19 protein-coding genes are annotated in these 18,817 nt (G+C 72.4%); 10 read left to right on the top strand and 9 right to left on the bottom strand.

What is annotated here, in order from left to right:
* Window positions 1-1,128, top strand: a complete 1,128-nt coding sequence (locus ACH4UK_RS00285; protein ID WP_398353843.1) for an alpha/beta hydrolase — start codon at window positions 1-3, stop codon at window positions 1,126-1,128.
* A 183-nt stretch (window positions 1,129-1,311) separates the two neighbouring features.
* Window positions 1,312-2,616 (top strand): hypothetical protein, encoded by a 1,305-nt coding sequence (locus ACH4UK_RS00280; protein ID WP_398354899.1) that lies wholly within the window; start codon window positions 1,312-1,314, stop codon window positions 2,614-2,616.
* Between the two features lie 69 nt (window positions 2,617-2,685).
* Here the strand turns inward: ACH4UK_RS00280 and ACH4UK_RS00275 are convergent, their stop codons facing one another.
* Together ACH4UK_RS00275 and ACH4UK_RS00270 are read right to left on the bottom strand one after the other, a co-directional pair.
* A complete protein-coding gene (locus ACH4UK_RS00275; protein WP_398353842.1) occupies window positions 2,686-3,096 on the bottom strand; it encodes a VOC family protein in 411 nt (136 codons plus the stop codon).
* Window positions 3,097-3,224: 128 nt separating this feature from the next.
* The gene (locus tag ACH4UK_RS00270) at window positions 3,225-4,115 is read right to left on the bottom strand and encodes a neutral zinc metallopeptidase (RefSeq protein WP_398353841.1); all 891 of its coding nucleotides are present in this window, start codon (window positions 4,113-4,115) and stop codon (window positions 3,225-3,227) included.
* Window positions 4,116-4,318: 203 nt separating this feature from the next.
* On the opposite strand from ACH4UK_RS00270, the gene ACH4UK_RS00265 reads away from it, so the two are divergent.
* From ACH4UK_RS00265 to ACH4UK_RS00255, 3 genes are all read left to right on the top strand, one after another.
* Entirely contained in the window at window positions 4,319-5,917 is a 1,599-nt protein-coding gene (locus ACH4UK_RS00265) for an ABC-F family ATP-binding cassette domain-containing protein (RefSeq protein ID WP_398353840.1), read from the top strand.
* A 320-nt stretch (window positions 5,918-6,237) separates the two neighbouring features.
* On the top strand, window positions 6,238-6,459 hold the full coding sequence (locus tag ACH4UK_RS00260; RefSeq protein WP_006123601.1) for a helix-turn-helix domain-containing protein: 222 nt from the start codon (window positions 6,238-6,240) through the stop codon (window positions 6,457-6,459).
* A gap of 145 nt (window positions 6,460-6,604) precedes the next feature.
* Entirely contained in the window at window positions 6,605-7,396 is a 792-nt protein-coding gene (locus ACH4UK_RS00255) for an enoyl-CoA hydratase/isomerase family protein (protein WP_398353839.1), read from the top strand.
* A gap of 57 nt (window positions 7,397-7,453) precedes the next feature.
* Here ACH4UK_RS00255 and ACH4UK_RS00250 read toward each other — a convergent pair whose 3' ends face one another.
* Window positions 7,454-8,254, bottom strand: coding sequence for a hypothetical protein (locus ACH4UK_RS00250; protein WP_398353838.1), 801 nt, complete (start codon window positions 8,252-8,254; stop codon window positions 7,454-7,456).
* A gap of 94 nt (window positions 8,255-8,348) precedes the next feature.
* Between ACH4UK_RS00250 and ACH4UK_RS00245 the strand changes: the two genes are divergently transcribed.
* Genes ACH4UK_RS00245 through amaP form a run of 5 tightly spaced genes read left to right on the top strand, consistent with a single transcriptional unit; the run spans window position 8,349 to window position 10,668 of the window.
* Window positions 8,349-8,819, top strand: coding sequence for an Asp23/Gls24 family envelope stress response protein (locus ACH4UK_RS00245; RefSeq protein ID WP_398353837.1), 471 nt, complete (start codon window positions 8,349-8,351; stop codon window positions 8,817-8,819).
* Window positions 8,820-8,862: 43 nt separating this feature from the next.
* On the top strand, window positions 8,863-9,054 hold the full coding sequence (locus ACH4UK_RS00240) for a hypothetical protein (RefSeq protein ID WP_006123598.1): 192 nt from the start codon (window positions 8,863-8,865) through the stop codon (window positions 9,052-9,054).
* Window positions 9,051-9,404: a hypothetical protein gene (locus ACH4UK_RS00235; RefSeq protein WP_398353836.1), complete on the top strand. Its 354-nt coding sequence runs from the start codon at window positions 9,051-9,053 to the stop codon at window positions 9,402-9,404. The genes ACH4UK_RS00240 and ACH4UK_RS00235 overlap by 4 nt, the downstream gene beginning before the upstream one ends.
* Window positions 9,401-10,084, top strand: coding sequence for a DUF6286 domain-containing protein (locus ACH4UK_RS00230; protein ID WP_398353835.1), 684 nt, complete (start codon window positions 9,401-9,403; stop codon window positions 10,082-10,084). The genes ACH4UK_RS00235 and ACH4UK_RS00230 overlap by 4 nt, the downstream gene beginning before the upstream one ends.
* 5 nt (window positions 10,085-10,089) lie before the next feature.
* Window positions 10,090-10,668: an alkaline shock response membrane anchor protein AmaP gene (gene amaP / locus ACH4UK_RS00225; RefSeq protein WP_398353834.1), complete on the top strand. Its 579-nt coding sequence runs from the start codon at window positions 10,090-10,092 to the stop codon at window positions 10,666-10,668.
* Window positions 10,669-10,719: 51 nt separating this feature from the next.
* On the opposite strand, the gene ACH4UK_RS00220 is transcribed toward amaP, so the two are convergent.
* The 6 genes from ACH4UK_RS00220 to ACH4UK_RS00195 form a co-directional block, all read right to left on the bottom strand.
* Window positions 10,720-11,475 carry an SDR family oxidoreductase gene (locus ACH4UK_RS00220; protein WP_398353833.1) on the bottom strand — a complete coding sequence of 252 codons (756 nt, stop codon included), beginning with the start codon at window positions 11,473-11,475 and terminating at the stop codon, window positions 10,720-10,722.
* A 4-nt stretch (window positions 11,476-11,479) separates the two neighbouring features.
* Entirely contained in the window at window positions 11,480-13,273 is a 1,794-nt protein-coding gene (locus ACH4UK_RS00215) for a glycoside hydrolase family 15 protein (protein WP_398353832.1), read from the bottom strand.
* 66 nt (window positions 13,274-13,339) lie between these two features.
* Entirely contained in the window at window positions 13,340-14,143 is an 804-nt protein-coding gene (locus ACH4UK_RS00210; RefSeq protein WP_398353831.1) for an SURF1 family protein, read from the bottom strand.
* 78 nt (window positions 14,144-14,221) lie between these two features.
* Window positions 14,222-14,455 (bottom strand): hypothetical protein, encoded by a 234-nt coding sequence (locus tag ACH4UK_RS00205; protein ID WP_328909420.1) that lies wholly within the window; start codon window positions 14,453-14,455, stop codon window positions 14,222-14,224.
* A 64-nt stretch (window positions 14,456-14,519) separates the two neighbouring features.
* Window positions 14,520-15,551 carry a DEDDh family exonuclease gene (locus ACH4UK_RS00200; RefSeq protein ID WP_398353830.1) on the bottom strand — a complete coding sequence of 344 codons (1,032 nt, stop codon included), beginning with the start codon at window positions 15,549-15,551 and terminating at the stop codon, window positions 14,520-14,522.
* A 63-nt stretch (window positions 15,552-15,614) separates the two neighbouring features.
* A complete protein-coding gene (locus tag ACH4UK_RS00195; protein WP_398353829.1) occupies window positions 15,615-18,707 on the bottom strand; it encodes an NACHT domain-containing protein in 3,093 nt (1,030 codons plus the stop codon).
* Window positions 18,708-18,817 lie beyond the last annotated feature (110 nt).

Raw genomic sequence — 18,817 nt, 5'->3', positions numbered from 1 at the left:
GTGCGCCCGGTAACCGCGACGGCAGCGGCCGTCACCTCGATCCTCGGCGTCGGCGCGGCAGCGGTCGCGGCCGGCCGGTACGCCAGCGACGTCGCCCTCAAGGCGGCGCCCGGACGTCCCCTCCCCGCCGACCGCCGACTCACCGTGCACGCCACGGCGGCCGGACAGGTCACCCTGACCCGCTCCCTCTCGGCGCTCCGGCCCGGCGTCTACGGGCTGGCCGGCCCCGGCGTCCACGCGGTCGTCGGACCCGTCGTCGAAGGGGCGTCCCCGGCCGCCGACACCGTCGTCCGCAGGCTGGAGAGCGTCGGCCAGGGGCTCCTCGAACCGGGCATGAAGGTCCGGCTCACCCCCGCGCTGTACGGCGGCGACCCGGCCGGCGACCTGGGCCTCGACCATCAGGAGGTCGAGATCCCCGGCGAACTGGGGACCCTGCCCGCCTGGTACGTCCCCGGCGCGCGCGACACCTGGGTCATCACCGTGCACGGCCTCGGCACCACCCGGGCCCACCCGATGAACCTGATGGCGTTCCTGCGCGAACAGCGCTTCCCCGTGCTCGACCTCGCCTACCGGGGCGACCACGGAGCCCCCCGCCCCGCCGACGGCCTCGGCCACTTCGGCGCCGCCGAGTGGCGCGACCTCGACGCCGCCCTCCGCCACGCACTGCGCAACGGCGCCCGGAACGTGATCGTCCACGGCTGGTCCACCGGCGCCACCATGGCCCTGTACGCCGCGGTCGAATCCCCGCTCCGCGACCGGATCAGCGGCCTCGTCCTCGACTCCCCGGTGCTGGACTGGCAGGTCACCCTGCGCGCCCTGGCCGCCGCCCGCGGCGTTCCGGCCGCACTGCTGCCGCTCGCCGTCCGCGCGGCCCAGGGCAGGACCCGGATGAGCGGCGCCCCGGTGCTGGAGACCTCCGCGGCGGCCTCCCTGCGCACCCCGACCCTGATCCTGCACGGCCCGGACGACACGATCGCCCCCTGGGGCCCCTCCCGCGAGCTCGCCGCCCGACGCCCGGATCTGGTCAGCCTCCATGCCGTGGCGCAGGCTCCGCATGCATCGATGTGGAACGCCGATCCGGCCCGCTACGAGGAGACCCTGCGACGCTTTCTCACGCCCCTGATGTGAGCCGATGGGGTGAACTCTCCCGCTTGCGCCGCACCGGGAGAACCTTTCACGTACCGGTGAAAGGCCTTCCGTTTGGGCTTTCGGGCCGACAGGGGCAAGACTGCTCCCGTGACGTCCCGTACTCCGCGCGACTCCAGGCTGCGACTTGTCCGCCCGCGACCCCTTGCCACCGCCCGCAAGGCCGTGACCACCCGGCGCACCAGGCCGGCTCCCCGGCCCCCCGAGGGCACCCCGCCCCGCACGGAACTGGCCCGCCAGGCCAGGGGGGTGCTCGCCGAAGCCGTACGCATCGCCCACTGGGCGGCCGGTACTCCGGGTCCGGGCACCGCCGCCCCGCTCGCGGCCCATGCCCTCGAACGGGCGGCCACCGCTCTGGAGCTCTCTCCGGCGCAGGTCCGCACGGGCTGGGACCGGGCCCGGCTGGCCGGTCTCATCGAGTTGCATGGCGGGACCGCGCGGCCCGGCTGGCGGCTGCGGGCCTGGGACCGTGACGATTCCGCTGTGCTCCGTGGCTGGGTGGCGTTGTTCGATGCCTGGTCGCTCGTCCATGCCGCGCCCGAGGGCATCGAGGCGGGCGCCGTCGCCGAAGCCGTCGAGGCCGTGCCTCAGGTGCTTTCTCTTCTTCAGCTGTCGGCGGGCCCCGTCACGGTCCCCGCGTTGCTGGACCTTCTCGGTCAGCGGGTCGCCGAGCTCCAGGAGGAGCGCTGCGAAGTGCCTCTGGGACCCGGCAGAGCAGCGCCCGCTCCCGTTCCCGCCCGGAGCGCCGACCTCAACGCCCTGCTGCTGGACTGGGCCCTGGAGGGGCTGGCCGCCGTGGGGGCGCTGACCCTCGGGAAAGGGCAGGCCACCCTGACCCCGCTCGGGAACTGGGCGGTCTGGGTCAAACTCGAGCAGATCTGCGTCGCCGCCCAGAGCCCCGCCGGGAACATCGAGCAGTCCGCCGCCGACATGCTGCTGGGCTGTGCCCGCCTCACCCCCGGCCCGGCCCGTGACGAATACCGCGCCTGGCTTGCCGCCCGCACTGTCGGCAGCGCCGTTGCCGAACTCCTGGCCGTCGCCCGGGGCGAGGACGCGCTGCTGCGCGGACTGGCCTTCGAGGCACTCCGGGTCGTCGGCGCACCGGCCGAACCCGAGGTCCGCGCCGTGCTCACCGAACCCTCGCTGCGGCCCTACGCGCTGCTCTGGCTCGCCGAGTACGAGGGCAACGACCCGGACGACGCCCAGGACGTCCTCAGCCGCGAGGAGGCCACCTGGCTCTGGGTCGACACCGCCGCCGCCGTCGCCGACCACGGCGAGACCGGGCTGCTGGTGCGCCACCTCGACTCCGCCGTCCAGGGCACCGTCCCGGCCCTGCTCGACGAGGTCAGGGCCGTCGGCCACCCCCGCACGGTCCAGGTCCTGGTCGCCCTGGCCGCCGCCCACCCGGACCCGGCCCTGGCCAAGGCGGTCCGCCGGGCCGCCTTCCAGGTGCACACCGGCGGAGCCTGAGCCCGCCCGCCCCGGGGGCCGACCGCGCCGACCGCACCCCGTGGCCCCGCGCCCGCCCCCGGGGGCCGCTCAGCCGGACCCCGGGGCGTACGTCCCGAAGCTCCACACATTGCCCTCGGCGTCCCGCGCCATGTAGTCCCGGGAGCCGTAGTCCTGGTCGGTCGGCTCCATCAGGATCTCCACGCCGAACTCCTTCGCACGGGCGTAGTGCTCGTCCACCTCGTCCACCACCACGTACACCCCCGCCGGGCCCGCGCCCGCCATCGCCTGCGCGAACACGCCCTCGCGCCCCTTGGAACCGAGCATCACCCTGCCGTTGCCCAAGGACAGCTCGGCATGCAGCACACTGCCGTTCTCCCCCTCGTAGACCGCCTCCTCGGTGAAGCCGAGGCCCTGTGTGAGCGTCCTGATCGCGGCCTTCGCGTCGTCGTACAGAACCGTCGGGTAGATCGTGGGAACACCGCTCGCCGCGCCTGCCATCGCCCTCACCTCTCCTGGTGCCGCGCCCTGCTGTCCGGATCACCCTGATGTGATCTGCGTCTCAGTCTTCCACCCGCCACTGACAACGCTCGCCCGAGAAGGGTTTCCGCAGGTCAGGCGGGATTCCTTCAGGCGAAGGTGTTGCACTGGGCCACATCGCCCGTGCGGAACCCGGTGGAGAACCACTGCTGCCGCTGTGCGGCCGAACCGTGCGTCCACGACTCCGGGGTGACCCGGCCCTGGTACCGCTCCTGGATCCGGTCGTCGCCGACCGCCGCCGCCGCGTCCAGGCCGTCCCGGACGTCCGCCCGGGTCAGCTCCGTGATCAGCGGCCGGCCGGTCGACTCGTCCGGCGTCGTCGTCGCGTGGTGCGCCCAGACCCCGGCGTAGCAGTCGGCCTGCAGTTCCACCTTCACCGCGTTGCTGTTCTCGCCCTGCCGCCCGTCCTGCGACCGGCTCAGCGTGCCCATCTGGTTCTGCACATGGTGGCCGTACTCGTGCGCCACGACGTACGCCTGGGCGAACGGCCCGCCGCTGGAGCCGAACTTCGTCCGCAGGTCGTCGAAGAACCCGAGGTCCAGATAGACCTTGCGGTCGCCGGGGCAGTAGAAGGGCCCGACCGCCGAGGTGGCGGCCCCGCACGCGGTGCCCACCTGCTGGCTGAACAGCACCGTCCGGGCGCCCGTGTAGGAGGCGTCGCGCCGCTCGAACTCCTGACGCCAGAAGTCCTGCACGCTGTTGACCACCGCCACCGTCCGGCAGTCCTCCCGGCTGTTCGCGTCCTGCCCCTTCAGGCAGCTCTCCTGCACCTGCCCGGCCGACGACGAGGTCGCCGCCGGGTCCGCCCCGTCGGAGGTGAGCCCGAGCTGATCGGGCCCGACGCCGAAGAGCAGGCCCAGGATCAGGGCGATCACCCCGGCGATGCCGCCGCCCACGGTGGCCCTCCCGCCCGGGATCCGGCTGCCGCGGACATCCTGGACCTCGGACGTGTCCAGATCGGCGTCGTCGTCGAACTGCACGGTCGCACCACCCTCGGGCTCGGCCGGGCGGCGAGGTGCCGCCCTGCGCCGAGTATCGGATGGTTCGTCCCACCGGGCACGCGGAAAAGAAGTTGCGCAGCGCCAGTAGAATGGGCCCTATGGCCTTCCTCCTTGTGCATTAGCGGCGTCGAGAGACCTCCGCCCTCGTCCCTCCGCCGTCCAAACTGCCCTGGAGTTTTTCCGTGATCACCGCTACCGGCATCGAGCTGCGCGCCGGCGCCCGCATTCTCATCGAGTCCGCCTCCTTCCGTATCGCCAAGGGCGACCGCATCGGCCTCGTCGGCCGCAACGGAGCGGGCAAGACCACCCTCACCAAGTGCCTCGCGGGCGAAGGCACCCCCGCCGGGGGCACCATCACCAAGTCCGGCGAGGTGGGCTACCTCCCGCAGGACCCGCGCACCGGCGACCTCGAGATCCTCGCCCGCGACCGCATCCTCTCCGCCCGCGGTCTCGACGCGATCCTGCGCAAGATGCGCGAGAACGAGGACCGGATGGCGAACGGCCAGGGCGCCACCCGCGAGAAGGCGATGAAGAAGTACGAGCGCCTGGAGACGGAGTTCCTCACCAAGGGCGGGTACGCCGCCGAGGCCGAGGCCGCCACCATCGCCGCCGCGCTCAGCCTGCCCGACCGGGTGCTCGGCCAGCCCCTGCACACGCTCTCCGGTGGTCAGCGCCGCCGGGTCGAGCTGGCCCGGATCCTCTTCTCGGACGCCGACACCCTGCTCCTGGACGAGCCGACCAACCACCTGGACGCCGACTCCATCGTCTGGCTGCGCGACTACCTCAAGTCCTACCGCGGCGGCTTCATCGTGATCTCCCACGATGTCGAACTGGTCGAGACGGTCGTCAACAAGGTGTTCTACCTCGACGCCAACCGCTCCCAGATCGATGTCTACAACATGGGCTGGAAGCTCTACCAGCAGCAGCGCGAGGCCGACGAGAAGCGTCGCAAGCGCGAGCGCCAGAACGCTGAGAAGAAGGCCGCGACCCTCAACGCGCAGGCCGACAAGATGCGCGCCAAGGCCACCAAGACCGTCGCCGCGCAGAACATGGCCAAGCGGGCCGACCGACTGCTCTCGGGCCTGGAGGCCGTACGGGTCTCCGACAAGGTCGCCAAGCTGCGCTTCCCCGACCCCTCGCCCTGCGGCAAGACCCCGCTGATGGCGGAGGGCCTCTCCAAGTCGTACGGATCGCTGGAGATCTTCACCGACGTCGACCTCGCCATCGACAAGGGCTCCCGCGTCGTCATCCTCGGCCTCAACGGCGCCGGCAAGACCACGCTGCTGCGCCTGCTCGGCGGCGCCGAGAAGCCCGACACCGGCCAGATCATCGAGGGCCACGGGCTCAAGCTCGGCTATTACGCCCAGGAGCACGAGACTCTCGACCCGGAGCGCACGGTCCTGGAGAACATGCGCTCCGCCGCGCCCGACCTCGACCTCGTCGCGGTCCGCAAGACGCTCGGTTCCTTCCTCTTCTCCGGCGACGACGTCGACAAGCCGGCCGGAGTCCTCTCCGGCGGTGAGAAGACCCGGCTCGCCCTCGCGACCCTGGTCGTCTCCTCCGCCAACGTGCTCCTGCTCGACGAGCCGACGAACAACCTCGACCCCGCCAGCCGCGAGGAGATCCTCGGCGCGCTGCGCACCTACAAGGGCGCGGTCGTCCTCGTCACCCACGACGAGGGCGCCGTCGAGGCGCTCCAGCCGGAGCGGATCATCCTGCTCCCGGACGGCGTCGAGGACCTGTGGGGCGCGGACTACCGCGACCTCGTCGCCCTCGCCTGATCCACCGGGGATAGATCATTCGGCCTACGCGTGATCCATCATCTGCGTGAGAACGTCTCGTACTCCGGTGGTGCGCCCGGCGCTGACCCGCCGTGCGCCCCTTTTCCGGCCGCCGTTCCCCGTACGGCCCTGACCTGCCTGTTCTCCTGCCGGTCCGGGCCGAGCGCCCGCCTGCGCCCGCTGGAATCAGGGATTCCGCTCGTGTCGAAGCGCTTCTCGTCCGGGAAACCGCTCGCACCGACCTTGCCGAATGGGTGGCCAGGAAGCGCGGGAGGGGTGATCATGAGAGTCCAGAGCGCACTTCCCACGAGGAGGCACGGGTGGCCGAGACTCTGAAGAAGGGCAGCCGGGTAACCGGCGCCGCGCGTGACAAGCTCGCGGCAGACCTGAAGAAGAAGTACGACTCCGGTGCGAGCATCCGGGCGCTGGCCGAGGAAACCGGCCGCTCCTACGGGTTCGTCCACCGGATGCTCAGTGAGTCCGGAGTGACGCTGCGGGGACGCGGCGGCGCGACACGAGGCAAGAAGGCCGCTTCGGCCTGAGGCCTCTGAGTTCTCGGCGTCTTCGGCGTCATGCGGGCCCAACGGAATTCGGGGTGACCACCCGGCTGACCGCAAGGTCGTCCGGGTGGTTACTGTTCAGTCACTTAATTCCGAGTGCTGACTGCACCCCATCCGGAGGCTCCCCATGACCTCGCTCGACACTGTGCTCGACAAGGACGGCGTACGGCTCACCGTCGACGATGCCGTCGCCACGGTGACGCTCACCAACCCGGCCAAGCGCAACGCTCAGTCTCCCGCTCTGTGGCGGGCGTTGACCGAGGTCGGACGGGCGCTGCCCGGCACGGTGCGGGTCGTGGTGCTCCGCGGCGAGGGCAAGTCCTTCTCCGCGGGCCTCGACCGGCAGGCCTTCACTCCCGAGGGCTTCGACGGCGAGCCGTCGTTCCTCGACATGGCGCGCGGCCCGGAGGCCGAGCTCGACGCGATCATCGCCGAGTACCAGGAGGCGTTCACCTGGTGGCGCCGCAACGACCTCGTCTCGATCGCGACGGTCCAGGGCCATGCCATCGGCGCCGGCTTCCAGCTCGCCCTCGCCTGCGATCTGCGGATCGTCGCCGAGGATGTGCAGTTCGCCATGCGCGAGACCAGCCTCGGCCTCGTTCCCGACCTCACGGGCACCCACCCCCTGGTGCACCTCGTGGGGTATGCCCGCGCGCTCGAAATCTGCGCCACCGGCCGCTTCGTGCACGCCGAGGAGGCCGAACGCACCAGTCTCGCCAACCTCGTGGTCCCCGCCGACCAGCTCGACGCGGCGGCCCGCGACCTCGCCGCCGCCCTGGTGGCCGCCCCCCGCGACGCCGTCATCGAGACCAAGGCACTGCTCGGCGGCGCGCTCTCGCGCGACCTCGAGCAGCAGCGTGTCGCCGAGCGGGCCGCCCAGAGCCGCCGGCTCCGCGACCTGGCGGGCATCACCGACTGACACCCCACGAGGGGCCACCGGCCGGCGGGCCTCCCACGGGTTCGCCGGCGTCCGGGCTCAGCCGCCGGAGCCCGGCCGCACCACGTCCGTCCCCACGACGTCCGGCCGCACCACGTCGGGCCCCACCGCATCCGGCCCCACCACATCCGTGACCAGCACCGACACCGGCAGCGTGCCCTCCGTGGCCGCCGCCACCGCCGTGCGCACCGACCGGGCCACATCCAGCGCCCGGTGGTCCCCGGCCGTCGCCACCTCGACCCGTACGTGCTCGCCCGTGGTGTGCACCGGGCTGCCCAAGACCCGGGTCAGCGAGACGACGCCCGGCGTCCCGGCCGCCGCCGCGGCCACCGGACCCTCCGGCTCCACGCCCGGACGCGCCGCGACCGGCGCGGGCGCCGTCACCTGATCGGCCGCACCGTCCTCCAGCAATGCCGTCACCGTCAGGTCCACCTCGGCGATCTCCAGACCCAGCCGGGCGGCGGCCGCCGTGAGGAGCGCCGCACGCAGGGCCGCCGCGGCGGCGGGCAGCGGCCGGTCCGGGGCGGCCGAGAACTCCGCCTCGATCCGCAGCGGACCCGGCGGCAGCGCGCTCGGCGGAGCCGGGGGCGCCCCCGGCTCCGATGAGGCCCCCGGAACCTCCCCGTCCGCCGTCGCCTCCGTGGCCGGGCCGATCCGCAGCTTCCCCAGCACCGTCCCGGGACGGGCCGCCGCCCCGCGCAGCACCGAGGCGGCGGCCGTCTCCGCGATCCACGCGCCGTCCGCGGGGCCGCCCAGCGGCAGCAGCCTGCCCAGGCCCAGCCGTTGTCGTACCGCAGCGGTCCATCCGTCGACCCTCTGCGGGCCCCGCGCCGTTGTCATTGCCCCACCCTGCCGCATCCACGGCGCGGGATGGGGAAAGCGCACTTAACGTGGGCAAGGAAGTCCCAACCCTGCCCCGAAGGGAAGAGCGGCGATGACTGACACCTCCCAGCGCAACAACCCCGACAGCGGTCCGGGCGACAAGACCCTCGGCAAGCGCGGCGGTGGCGACCCCGGCACCCGGGGCCGTACCACCATCGCCGACGGCGTCGTCGAGAAGATCGCCGGGATGGCGGCCCGCGACGTGGTCGGCGTCCACGCGATGGGCAGCGGTCTGTCGCGGACGTTCGGCGCCGTCCGCGACCGGGTTCCCGGCGGCGGCAAGTCCGTCACCCGCGGCGTGAAGGCCGAGGTCGGTGAGTCCCAGGCGGCCCTGGACCTGGAGATCGTCGTCGACTACGGCGTGTCCATCTCCGACGTGGCCCGCGACGTGCGCGAGAACGTCGTCGCCGCGGTGGAGCGCATGACCGGCCTCGAGGTCGTCGAAGTCAACATCGCGGTCAGCGACGTCAAGCTGCCCGACGAGGAGGACGACGAGGACGAGCCCGAGCAGCGGGTCCAGTGACCCTTTCGCATCTCCGTCGCACGGCAGTTGAGGAGAGAACACGATGAGCATGGCTGTCGCCGGCCTGTTGGCCGGCATGGCACTCGGATTCGCCGGATATTTCGGCGGGTTCGGAGCCTTCGTACTGGTGGCCGCGCTGGGCGCGATCGGCTTCATCGCCGGCCGATTCCTGGACGGTGATCTGGAGCCCGGCGACTTCTTCCGGAGTCGCGAGCGCGGCGACCGGCGACGGTGACGGCGGTGACCGGCCGGGTCGCCGCCGCGGAACGGGGCGAGACCCGGATCGCCGACCGGGTCGTCGCCAAGATCGCCGCCCAGGCGGCGAAGGAGGCGGTCGACGCCCCGCCCGAGGACGGGGCGTCGCCGCGTGCCACCGTCACGGTGCACCGCGACGCCGCCCGGGTCCGGGTCAGCCTGGAGCTGGGCTATCCCTGCGACATCGGCCGTCAGTGCGGTGCCGTACGTCGCCGGGTCGTCCAGCGCGTCAAGGCGCTGGCAGGCATGGACGTACCCGAAGTGGCCGTGCAGGTCGAACGGCTTCACCCGGTCGGCGCGAGCGCCGCCGCACAGGGGAGGATCCGATGACCGAACCCGGTGAACCGACCGGCTCCACCCGGCGGATGCCCACCGTGGAGCAGCGCGGGGGCGACGCGCCCCCGCAGGCTCCGGACGCGTCGGCCGACGGCTCCGCTCCGGTCCCCACCCTGGAACAGGGCGACGGCAGGGCGGGCCGCTTCTGGTCCGCGCGCCGGGTCCCGGCCGCCCTGCTGGCCCTCGTGCTCCTGGGCGCGGCCGGACTGCTGCTCTACGACATCGCCGCCGTACGCGCCGACCATCCGGCCATGCAGTGGCGCCGCTCCCTCGCCGACGGCCTGGCCGAACGGCATCTGGACGACGTCCCGGTGCTCGTCGGCGCCGCGGTGGCCGCGGCGATCGGCCTCTGGCTGATCCTGTTGGCCCTCACCCCCGGACTGCGCGACCTGCTGCCGATGCGCCGCGACCGCGCCGACGTCCGGGCCGGACTCGACCGCACCGCCGCCGCACTGGTCCTGCGGGACCGGGCCGTGGAAGTGTCCGGCGTGCAGTCCGTGCGGGTCGCGATGGGACGGCGGAAGGCGAAGGTGCGCGCGCTCTCGCACTTCCGGGAACTCGACGACGTGTCGACCGACCTGAACACCGTGCTGGGCACCGCCGTCCAGGAACTGGGCCTGGCCAAACCGCCGGGTCTCTCGGTCCGGGTCAGCCGTCCGGCGAAGAAGGGATGAGCCGCATGCGCTCCACCGTCAACCGGGTCCTGCTGGCCCTGGCCGGACTGGTGCTCCTCCTCGTCGGCGGAGCCGTGCTCGCCGCCGGTCTCGGCGCGTCCGTGCCGTCCTGGTGGCCCTGGGACGGCAAGAACGACGTGCTGCTCAGCGTGGCCGGCCGGCAGCGCTGGCGCGACGAGGGCTGGTGGTGGCCGACGGTGATCGCCGTCCTCGCGGTCCTCGTGGTCCTCGCCCTGTGGTGGCTCCTCGCCCAGCTCCGCCGCGGCCGGCTCGCCGACGTGCTGGTGGACAGCGGCGACGGCGAGGGGGCACAGCTGCGGGGCCGGGCCCTGGAGAACGTGCTCGCCGGGGAGACGAGCGACCTGGACGGAGTGGCCCGCGCCCAGGCGATGCTGACCGGCCGCCGCACCGCGCCCCGGGCCCGGCTCCGGCTCCTGATGGAACCGCACGCCGCCCCGCTCGGGACGCTGAACGCGGTGGCCGACGGGGCGCTGGCGCACGCCAGGGACTCGGCCGGTCTGGACGAACTTCCCGCCGAGGTGCGCCTGAAGGCCGTCAAGCACCGCGCGGAGCGGGTGTCCTGACGGCCCGTGGGCGTACGGAGCGGGCGGCGGCGGTACGGTAACCCGGCCCGGTCAGAACCCGTGCCGTGATCCGCCGTCCACCGGGACCATGATCCCCGTGAGGTAGGAGGCGGCGGGGGAGAGCAGGAAGGCCGCTGTCTTCCCGAACTCCTCGGGCGTCCCGTAGCGCCGCAGCGGGATCCGCGCCTCGTGCGCGGCGCGGGCGGCCTCCGCGTCGCCGGACAGGGCGTCCAGCTCGCGGATCCGGTCGGTGTCGATCCGGGCGGGCAGCACGCCCACGACCCGGATGCCGCGCGGGCCCAGCTCGTTGGCCAGCGACTTGGCGAATCCGGCGAGGCCGGGGCGCAGCCCGTTGGAGATGGACAGCCCGGCGATCGGCTCGTGGACCGATCCGGAGAGCACGAAGCCGATCACCCCGCCCTCGCCGAGCGCGGCGGCCGCCGTCCGGGCGAGCCGCACCGATCCCAGGAACACGGTCTCGAACGCCGTCTGCCACTGGTCGTCCGTGTTGTCCGCGAGGAAGCCGGGGGCCGGCCCGCCGACGCTGATGAGGATGCCGTCGAGCCGCCCGAAACTCTCCCGCGCCGTGTCCACCAGGCGCTGGGCGGCGCTCGGGTCGGCGTTGTCGGCGGCGATCCCGACCGCGTCCGGGCCCAGTTCGGCGGCGGCCTCGGCGGCGGCCTTGCCGTCCCGGCCGGTGATGATCACTTTCGCGCCGTCGGCGGCCAGCGAACGGGCCGTGGCGTTGCCGAGGCCCCGGGTCGCTCCGGTGACGATGTAGACGCGGTCCTTCAGTCCAAGATCCATGGCCCTATCCTGCCGGGTCCTCACCGGCGAGGTCGACAGCGGAGTTCACCAGTCCGATATGGCTGAACGCCTGGGGGAAGTTGCCCAGCTGCCGCCCCGCCGTGACGTCGTACTCCTCGGCCAGCAGCCCGAGGTCGTTGCGCAGTTCCAGCAGCCGTTCGAACAGGACCCGCGCCTCCTCCGGCCTGCCGGTCCGCTGCAACGCGTCGACCAGCCAGAACGAGCAGACGATGAACGCCCCCTCGCCGCCCGGAAGTCCGTCCACGGAGGCGCTCTCGGTGCTGTAACGGCGGACCAGGCCGTCGCTGCCCAGCTCGTCGCGGACCGCGTCGACCGTGCCGATCACCCGGGGGTCGTCCGGCGGCAGGAACCCGGTCCGCACGATGAGCAGCGTCGAGGCGTCCAGCTCCCGCGACCCGTAGGACTGGGTGAAGGTGTTCCGCACGGGGTCGTACCCCTTCTCGCAGACCTCGGCGTGCACGGCGTCCCGCATCGCCCGCCAGCGGTCGGCGTCGCCGGGCAGCTCCGGGTCGTCCTCCAGCGAGCGCACCGCCCGGTCGGCGGCGACCCAGGCCATCACCTTGGAGTGCACGAAGTGCCGCCGCGCACCGCGGATCTCCCACAGCCCCTCGTCCGGCTCGCGCCAGGTCGACTCCAGGAAGCCGAGCAGGCTGAGCTGGAGGTTCCAGGCGTGCGGCTTGTCGCCGAGGCCGGCGACGCGGGCCAGCCGGAGAGCGTCGATGACCTCGCCGTAGACATCGAGCTGGCGTTGGCGCACGGCCGCGTTGCCGGTGCGCACCGGCCGGGAGTTCTCGTACCCGGCGAGCCAGGGCAGCTCCATCTCGGGGAGCCGGCGCTCGCCCGCCAGCCCGTACATGATCTGGAGGTCGGCCGGGTCCCCGGCGACGGCCCGCAGCAGCCAGTCCCGCCAGGCCGCCGCCTCCTCCAGATAGCCGGCCGAGACCATCGCCCCGAGGGTCAAGGTGGCGTCCCGCAGCCAGCAGAAGCGGTAGTCCCAGTTCCGTACGCCGCCGATCTCCTCCGGCAGGGAGGTCGTCGGGGCCGCGACGATGCCGCCGGTCGGGGCGTACGTCAGTGCCTTCAGGGTGATCAGCGAGCGCAGGACGGCGTCCCGGTAGGGGCCCGTGTAGGTGCACCGCCCGGTCCACTTCGCCCAGTCGTGCAGCGTGTGCTTCAGCGCCTTGTGCGGGTCGATCAGCTTCGGCCGCGCCGAGTGCGAGGGGTGCCAGGTCAGCACGAACGCCACGCTCTCGCCCTCGCTGACGGTGAACGAGGAGCAGGTGCTGTACTGCTGGCCCCAGGTCTTGACCGGCGGCTCGCTGCGCAGCCAGACGGAGTCGGGGCCCGCGACCGCGACCCGGTGGCCGTGCGAACGCCGCACCCAGGGCACCACCGAACCGAAGTCGAAGCGCAGCCGCAGCACCGAGCTCATGTCCACGGTGCCGCTGACGCCCTCGACGATCCGCATCAGGTCCGGCGACTTGTCGCGCTGCGGCATGAAGTCGATGACCTTCACCGTGCCGGTCCGCGTCTGCCAGTACGTCTCCAGGACCAGGGAGTCACCCACGTAGCCGCGCCGGGTGCAGGTGTCGGAGGCGCCGACGCCCTGGGGTGCGATGCGCCAGTGGCCGTTCTCCTCGGTGCCGAGCAGGGCGGCGAAGCAGGCTCCGGAGTCGAAGCGGGGCAGGCAGAGCCAGTCGACAGAACCGTTCCTGCCGACGAGCGCGGCGGTCTGGAGATCGCCGATCAGGGCGTAGTCCTCAATGCGTGGGGTCACGCCTGGCGTTTTCCCGAACCAGGCCGTTGTCAACCAGCCAACTTGTTTGGGAGGGCGCCGGAGCCCTCAGGCGCTCGCCGGTTCGGGCTGCTCGGGGGCGTCCACCGCGGCGTTCTCGGCCGCGGCCTGCTCCCGGTCGCGCTTCTCACGGCGTACGAGAATCAGCCAGCCGACCGGGACCGCGGCGACGAACAGCCACCACTGGACGGCGTAGGCCATGTGCGGACCGATCGAGCTGTCGTCGGGGGAGGCGATCTGCTCGGGCAGATCACCCGTCGGCTCGGGAGCGGTCTGCTCGATGTATCCGCCGAGGACCGTCCGGGACAGCAGCTGGGACTGCTGGTCGCTGTTGATCAGCATCACCTGCCGGTCCGGCAGTCCCGCGAGGTCCTTGATCCCGCTGCTGCCGGTCGTCTCGTCGGCCTTGAGGCGGCCGGTGACGGTCACTTCGCCCCGGGGAGCGGGCGGCACGTCGGGAAACGCGGTCTGGTTCGGCGCGGCGGGGACCCAGCCCCGGTTGATCAGGACGGTGCCGCCGTCCCGGAGGTCCAGCGGGGTCAGGACATGGACGCCGATGCGGTCGTCGTCCGAGGTCCGGCGGCGGACGACCACCTCGTGCTCGGTGTCGAAGGTGCCGGTCGCGGTGACCGCCCGCCAGTAGTCGGCGCGCGGCACCGTGTGCCCGGGAGTGGTGAGGTCGGCCACCGGGACCGGCTGCGCGTCGAGGTTCCGCGAGATCAGCCCGTTCTGCTCGACCCGGTGCTCGTGCCGGTGGAACTGCCAGAAACCCAGCTCGATCATCGTCGGGATCAGCACGAGGCCGAGAAGGGTGAGGATCACCCACTGCCGGGTCAACAGGAAGCGGTACACCCCATGACCGTACAACCGGGGTCATGGGGTGCGGCACTCAGGGGTGCTGCCGGGACGACCCGACAACGAGACGTTCCGTCACACTTTGTCCACGATGCCCGCCCTCCCTTCGGCGCGGGCGCAGTGGGCGCCGCAGTACCAGTGCCCCTCCACCTCGACGCCCTGCCCGATCACCTGGACCCGGCAGTGCTCGCAGATCGGCGCCATGCGGTGGATGGCGCAGGAGAAGCAGTCGAAGACGTGCACCGCGCCCTGCGCGTGCACCTCGAACGACATGCCGTAGTCGTTTCCGCAAACCTCACAACGTGCCATGCGCCACAGGGTGGGACGCCCGGCGGCCGGCAGGCGAGCGGCTGCCGGGCGAGTCGTGCCCGGTTCACTCCGATGACGGGATTCCCTCCGGTGACGGCGGGGGCGCCTGGTGCGGCAGCGCTGCCCCCTCGGCCGGGGCCACATCCCGCAGCAGATGGGTGAAGGCGCTCTCCTCCAGGATCGGCGTGCCGAACGACTTCGCCTTCTGCGTCTTGGAGGTGGCCGCGTCCGGGTCGTTGGTCACCAGCAGGCTGGTCAGCCGGGACACGCTGGTCGCCACATGCAGACCGGCCTCCACCGCCCGGTCCTCCAGCAGCTCCCGGTCGATCGAGGTGTCCCCGGAGAACGCCACCCGCATCCCCTGCTGGAGCGGCTTCTCCTTCGTGTACCGACCCGGATTGGGATACGGGCAGGCCGGCCGTTTGCGCGAGGGCCGCCAGCTGTTCTGCTGCCGCGAGGGCTGATACCCGACGCGCGGGGCGACGGGGGAGTCGGACCACTCGGTCAGCGGCCGGCACTCCAGCAACGGGAGCCGCACCCCGCCCCGGGCCGCCGCGTGCAGACTCGGCCGGAACGCCTCGGCCAGCACGCGGGCGTCGTCCAGGGCGTGGTGGGCCTGCTGCTGTACGACCCCGAAGTGCGCGGCCAGGGAGGCCAGCTTGTGGTTGGGCAGCGGCAGCCGCAGCTCCTTGGCCAGCGCGATCGTGCACAGCCGGTGCTCCACCGGGGCGATCACCGAGGCCCGTGCGTACTCCCGGGCGATCATCGACCAGTCGAACGCCGCGTTGTGCGCGACGAGCACCCGGTCCGCGAGCCGCGCCGACAGCTCGGCGGCCACCTCCGGGAAGAGCGGCGCGCCTTCCAGGACGTCACTCGTCAGCCCGTGGATCCAGACGGGACCGGGGTCCCGCTCCGGGTTGACCAGCGTGTACCAGTGGTCCTCGACATTGCCCAGGGCGTCCAGCCGGTAGACGGCGGCGGACACTATCCGGTCGTCGCGGGCGAGTCCGGTGGTCTCCACGTCGACGACCGCGTACCCCTGGGGGTAGGCGGTCGGCCATGGTGCGGCTGTCTGGCGGTCGTCGAGCATGGTCACAGAGAATACGGGCCGCGACTGACAGTCCCCTATTCGGCCGGTCGCGGCGACGCGGTCCCGCGGTCAGAGGAGGCGGACGATGCGGTCGGGCGGGAAGAGGTCGGCGCCGGTGACGTGGGTGTCGTGGGCCAGTCGGATCGTCAGATGATGCGCACCGGACAGAGGGGTGAGGTCGATGACGTCCTCGCCACCGTTGATGCTGAGTGAGGTGAGAGAGGGCAGTTCCGCGAGGGCGCTGAGATCCGAGGTGAGACCGCAGGCGACGAGCGTGAGTTCCCGCAGGCGGGTGAGGGGCTCCAGCAGGCGCAGATCGGCATCCGCCATCTTGAGCAGGCGCATCCTCTCCAGTGTGTGGAGCGACGGCATCCGGTTGAGCTGCCGAAGGTGGGTGGCGCCGGACAGCCGCAGATCCCGCAGGCCGGTCCAGGCCGCCAGCCCCTCCAGGCCGAGATACCGCGTCTCGGTCAACAGCTCCAGGGCGATCACCTTTTCGCACACGGGCAGTTCGGAGATGCGTTCCAGGAGGAAGGGGTGGCCGAGCACCAGATGGCGCAGGTCCGGCATCGCGGTGAGCGGCGAGGGGTCGAGATCGAGGTGCAGCTGGACCAGGGACAGGGACTCCAGGCCGGGGCGGGCGAGTGGAGAGAGGTCACGAACCCGAGGACAGCTGCTCATGCCGAGCCTGCGCAGCCTGGGCATCGCTGCGAGGGGGCGCAGGTCGTCCACCGACGCGTTGAGCCAGAGGAAGACCTGCTCCACGTCGGGCCGGGACGTCAGAGGCGTGAGGTTCTGCAGGTTTCCTGTCACGTGGACGTTGCCCAGGCGGGGGATGTGGCGCAGTGCGGACAGCTGGGCGCCGGTCCGCACGTACGCGCTGACGTCGTTCCACGGGCGGTCCGCCATGATCTCCTGTGCGTAGAGCTCGGGTTCGAACCCTTCCCAGGCGGCGGACAGTTCGTAGAGCACCTGGCTCCGGTTGTCGTCCCGGAACTGCTTCACCAGGTCGAACGCCATGTCGCCGCCCACCGCTGCGGCGGTCCGCACGACGGCCGCGGTCTCGCGCTCGGTGAGCTCGTCCAGCATCGACGACAGCAGCTCCAGTGCTAGCTCGCCGACGGTGACCAGCTCGTTGATGCTCTCCTGGCTGTCCGGCGGCAGAAGTCCTTCCGTGCGTCCCTCCACCCGTTCCCGTACCCCTGGATCCAGCTCCGGCGCATGGGCCAGGCTCGCCGCCGCCAGCAGGACCAGCCGGTGTTCGTGGACGGCTTCCGCACTCGCCCGCCGCAGGAGGGCGGTCAGCAGGGACGCCCGCTCGTCCGGCCGGGCGTGCCCCACCGCCATCTGCACGACGTCGTCCCACTGGTCCTCGTGGGCATGGCGGACCAGGACGCCGAAGTCGCGGGCCTCCACCGCCGCCTTCGCTCCCAGATAATCCTGGAACGTCCGGTGGACGAAGTCCACCGCGCCGGGCACCGGTTCACGCAGGAGACCGCTGCGGTTGAGCAGGTGCGTGAAGACCTGTCCTGGGGTGCCCCGGACCTGGGACATCGACCGCAGCCAGTCGGCGATCAGGGAGATCGCCTCGTCCCGACCGGCCTGGACGAGATCGTTGCGGATCAGCCAGTACGCCAGCCGCTGGAGCAGAGCCGTCTGCTCCTCGCGCGTCAGGTCGACGCCCTCCACGCCGACGATCTCGCGCTCGGTGTCGCGCCGGACCAGCAGCATGTCCAGCGCCGCGTCGTACAACTCCTTGCGCGCTCGCGGCAGTTGCATCCGCCGGTCCCGGTTGAGCGCGCAGAGCAGGGCGCACATCAGCGGGTTCGTCGCCAGCCGGCCCAGGTCCCGGCGCGTTCCGACCGCACGGCGCAGCGCGCTCTCGTACCGGTGCAGCTCGGCGCTCTCCTCGTCGGACCGGCACTCCGAGAGGGCCGCCCGGTGCCAGTGGCCGATGAAGGCGTTGATGTCGGCGCGGCCCATGGTGAGCAGCGTGTGCGGCTCGAAGCCGGAGCCGGACAGCCAGCTCTCCGGGACCGCCGAGGGGCGGGTCGTCACCACGTACCTGGCCCGAGGGTAGGCGGCGATCAGATCCTTCAGCCAGCGTTCCGTGCGCTGGCGCAGGCGGTCCGGCACCTCGTCGACTCCGTCCACCAGGACCAGTGCCCGGCCCGCCAAGAGCAGCCGGTCCGCCCAGCCGACCGGAGCCGAGCCGTGCAGCGGTACGCCGGCCGCGCGCAGGAAGTCCTCCGGGCCGGGCAGTGTGTCCTGCGTCGTGAAGGCGCGCAGCCGCAGCACGAAGGGGACGCACCGGTTCCAGTCCGCCAGCTCGCTGCCGAACGTCTGTCGCGCGGCGTTCAGCGCCAGCCACTGCACCAGCGTGCTCTTGCCGGACCCGGCGGGACCGCGCAGGATCAGCCGGTCCCCCTCGCCGAGGGCTTGTTCGACCCTGACCGTCGTCCGGACCGGGTGATGCAGACTGTGCGGGCCCGTGCCCTCGTAACCGCTGACCGAGAGGCTGATGTAGGCCGTCTCCAGCGGCCACTCGCTCGCCGACCTGCCGAACGTCAGCCCGAACAGGCCCATCCGGCTGTTCGCCGTCGCCATGAATTCCGCGTACCGCCGCTCGAACTCCAGGTCCGCCGCGTCCGGGAGCGGGCCGACCCGGTCCCGTACGTCCGCGACCAGCTCCTGCGTCCGCCCCGCCGCGCGGACCTGCTCCACCGCCGCCCGCGCCGCGAACGACGGGTGCGCGGTGAGCTGCTCCACCAGCTGTGCGCAGCAACCGCCGAGGAGGTCCTCGTACAGCTCCCGGGCCCGCTCCGAGAGCCCGGCTGCCGGGGCCGACAGGTCCGCGCGCAGCCGCTCGGGGTCCAGCTCCAGCGCGAACAGCCGCCCGGCGTCCGGCTCGCCCGCCGCCGCGAACGTGTCCTGTACGGAGGCGAGCGCGGCCAGCCGCTCGTGCTCGGGGAGGTCGGGGAAGGCGGCGGCCATGCGGGCCGCGAGCACCTTGGCCAGCCGGTCCGGCTTCGCGGGGCGGGGGAGGGGGCGGACCGGATCCGGGACCAGTCCCGCGCCCGGTCTGGGGGTCAGCAGCGCCTTGGCCGCCGCACCGGCCACCGTCGTGGCCAGCCGTAACAGGGCAACTTCCGTACCGGACACGCACGTTCCTCCCGCCAGGGCCTGTACCGCAGATCCTACGGTGCGGGCGATTGGCAGAAGGTGCCAAAGACTGCTGACACCAGGTCTCGCATACTTGTGGGTAACAACGT

This window comes from Streptomyces sp. NPDC020884, from assembly GCF_044333935.1.
Taxonomy (GTDB): Bacteria; Actinomycetota; Actinomycetes; order Streptomycetales; family Streptomycetaceae; genus Streptomyces.
Note: the sequence above shows the minus strand (reverse complement) of the source record. Positions and strands in the feature narration are given on the sequence as shown.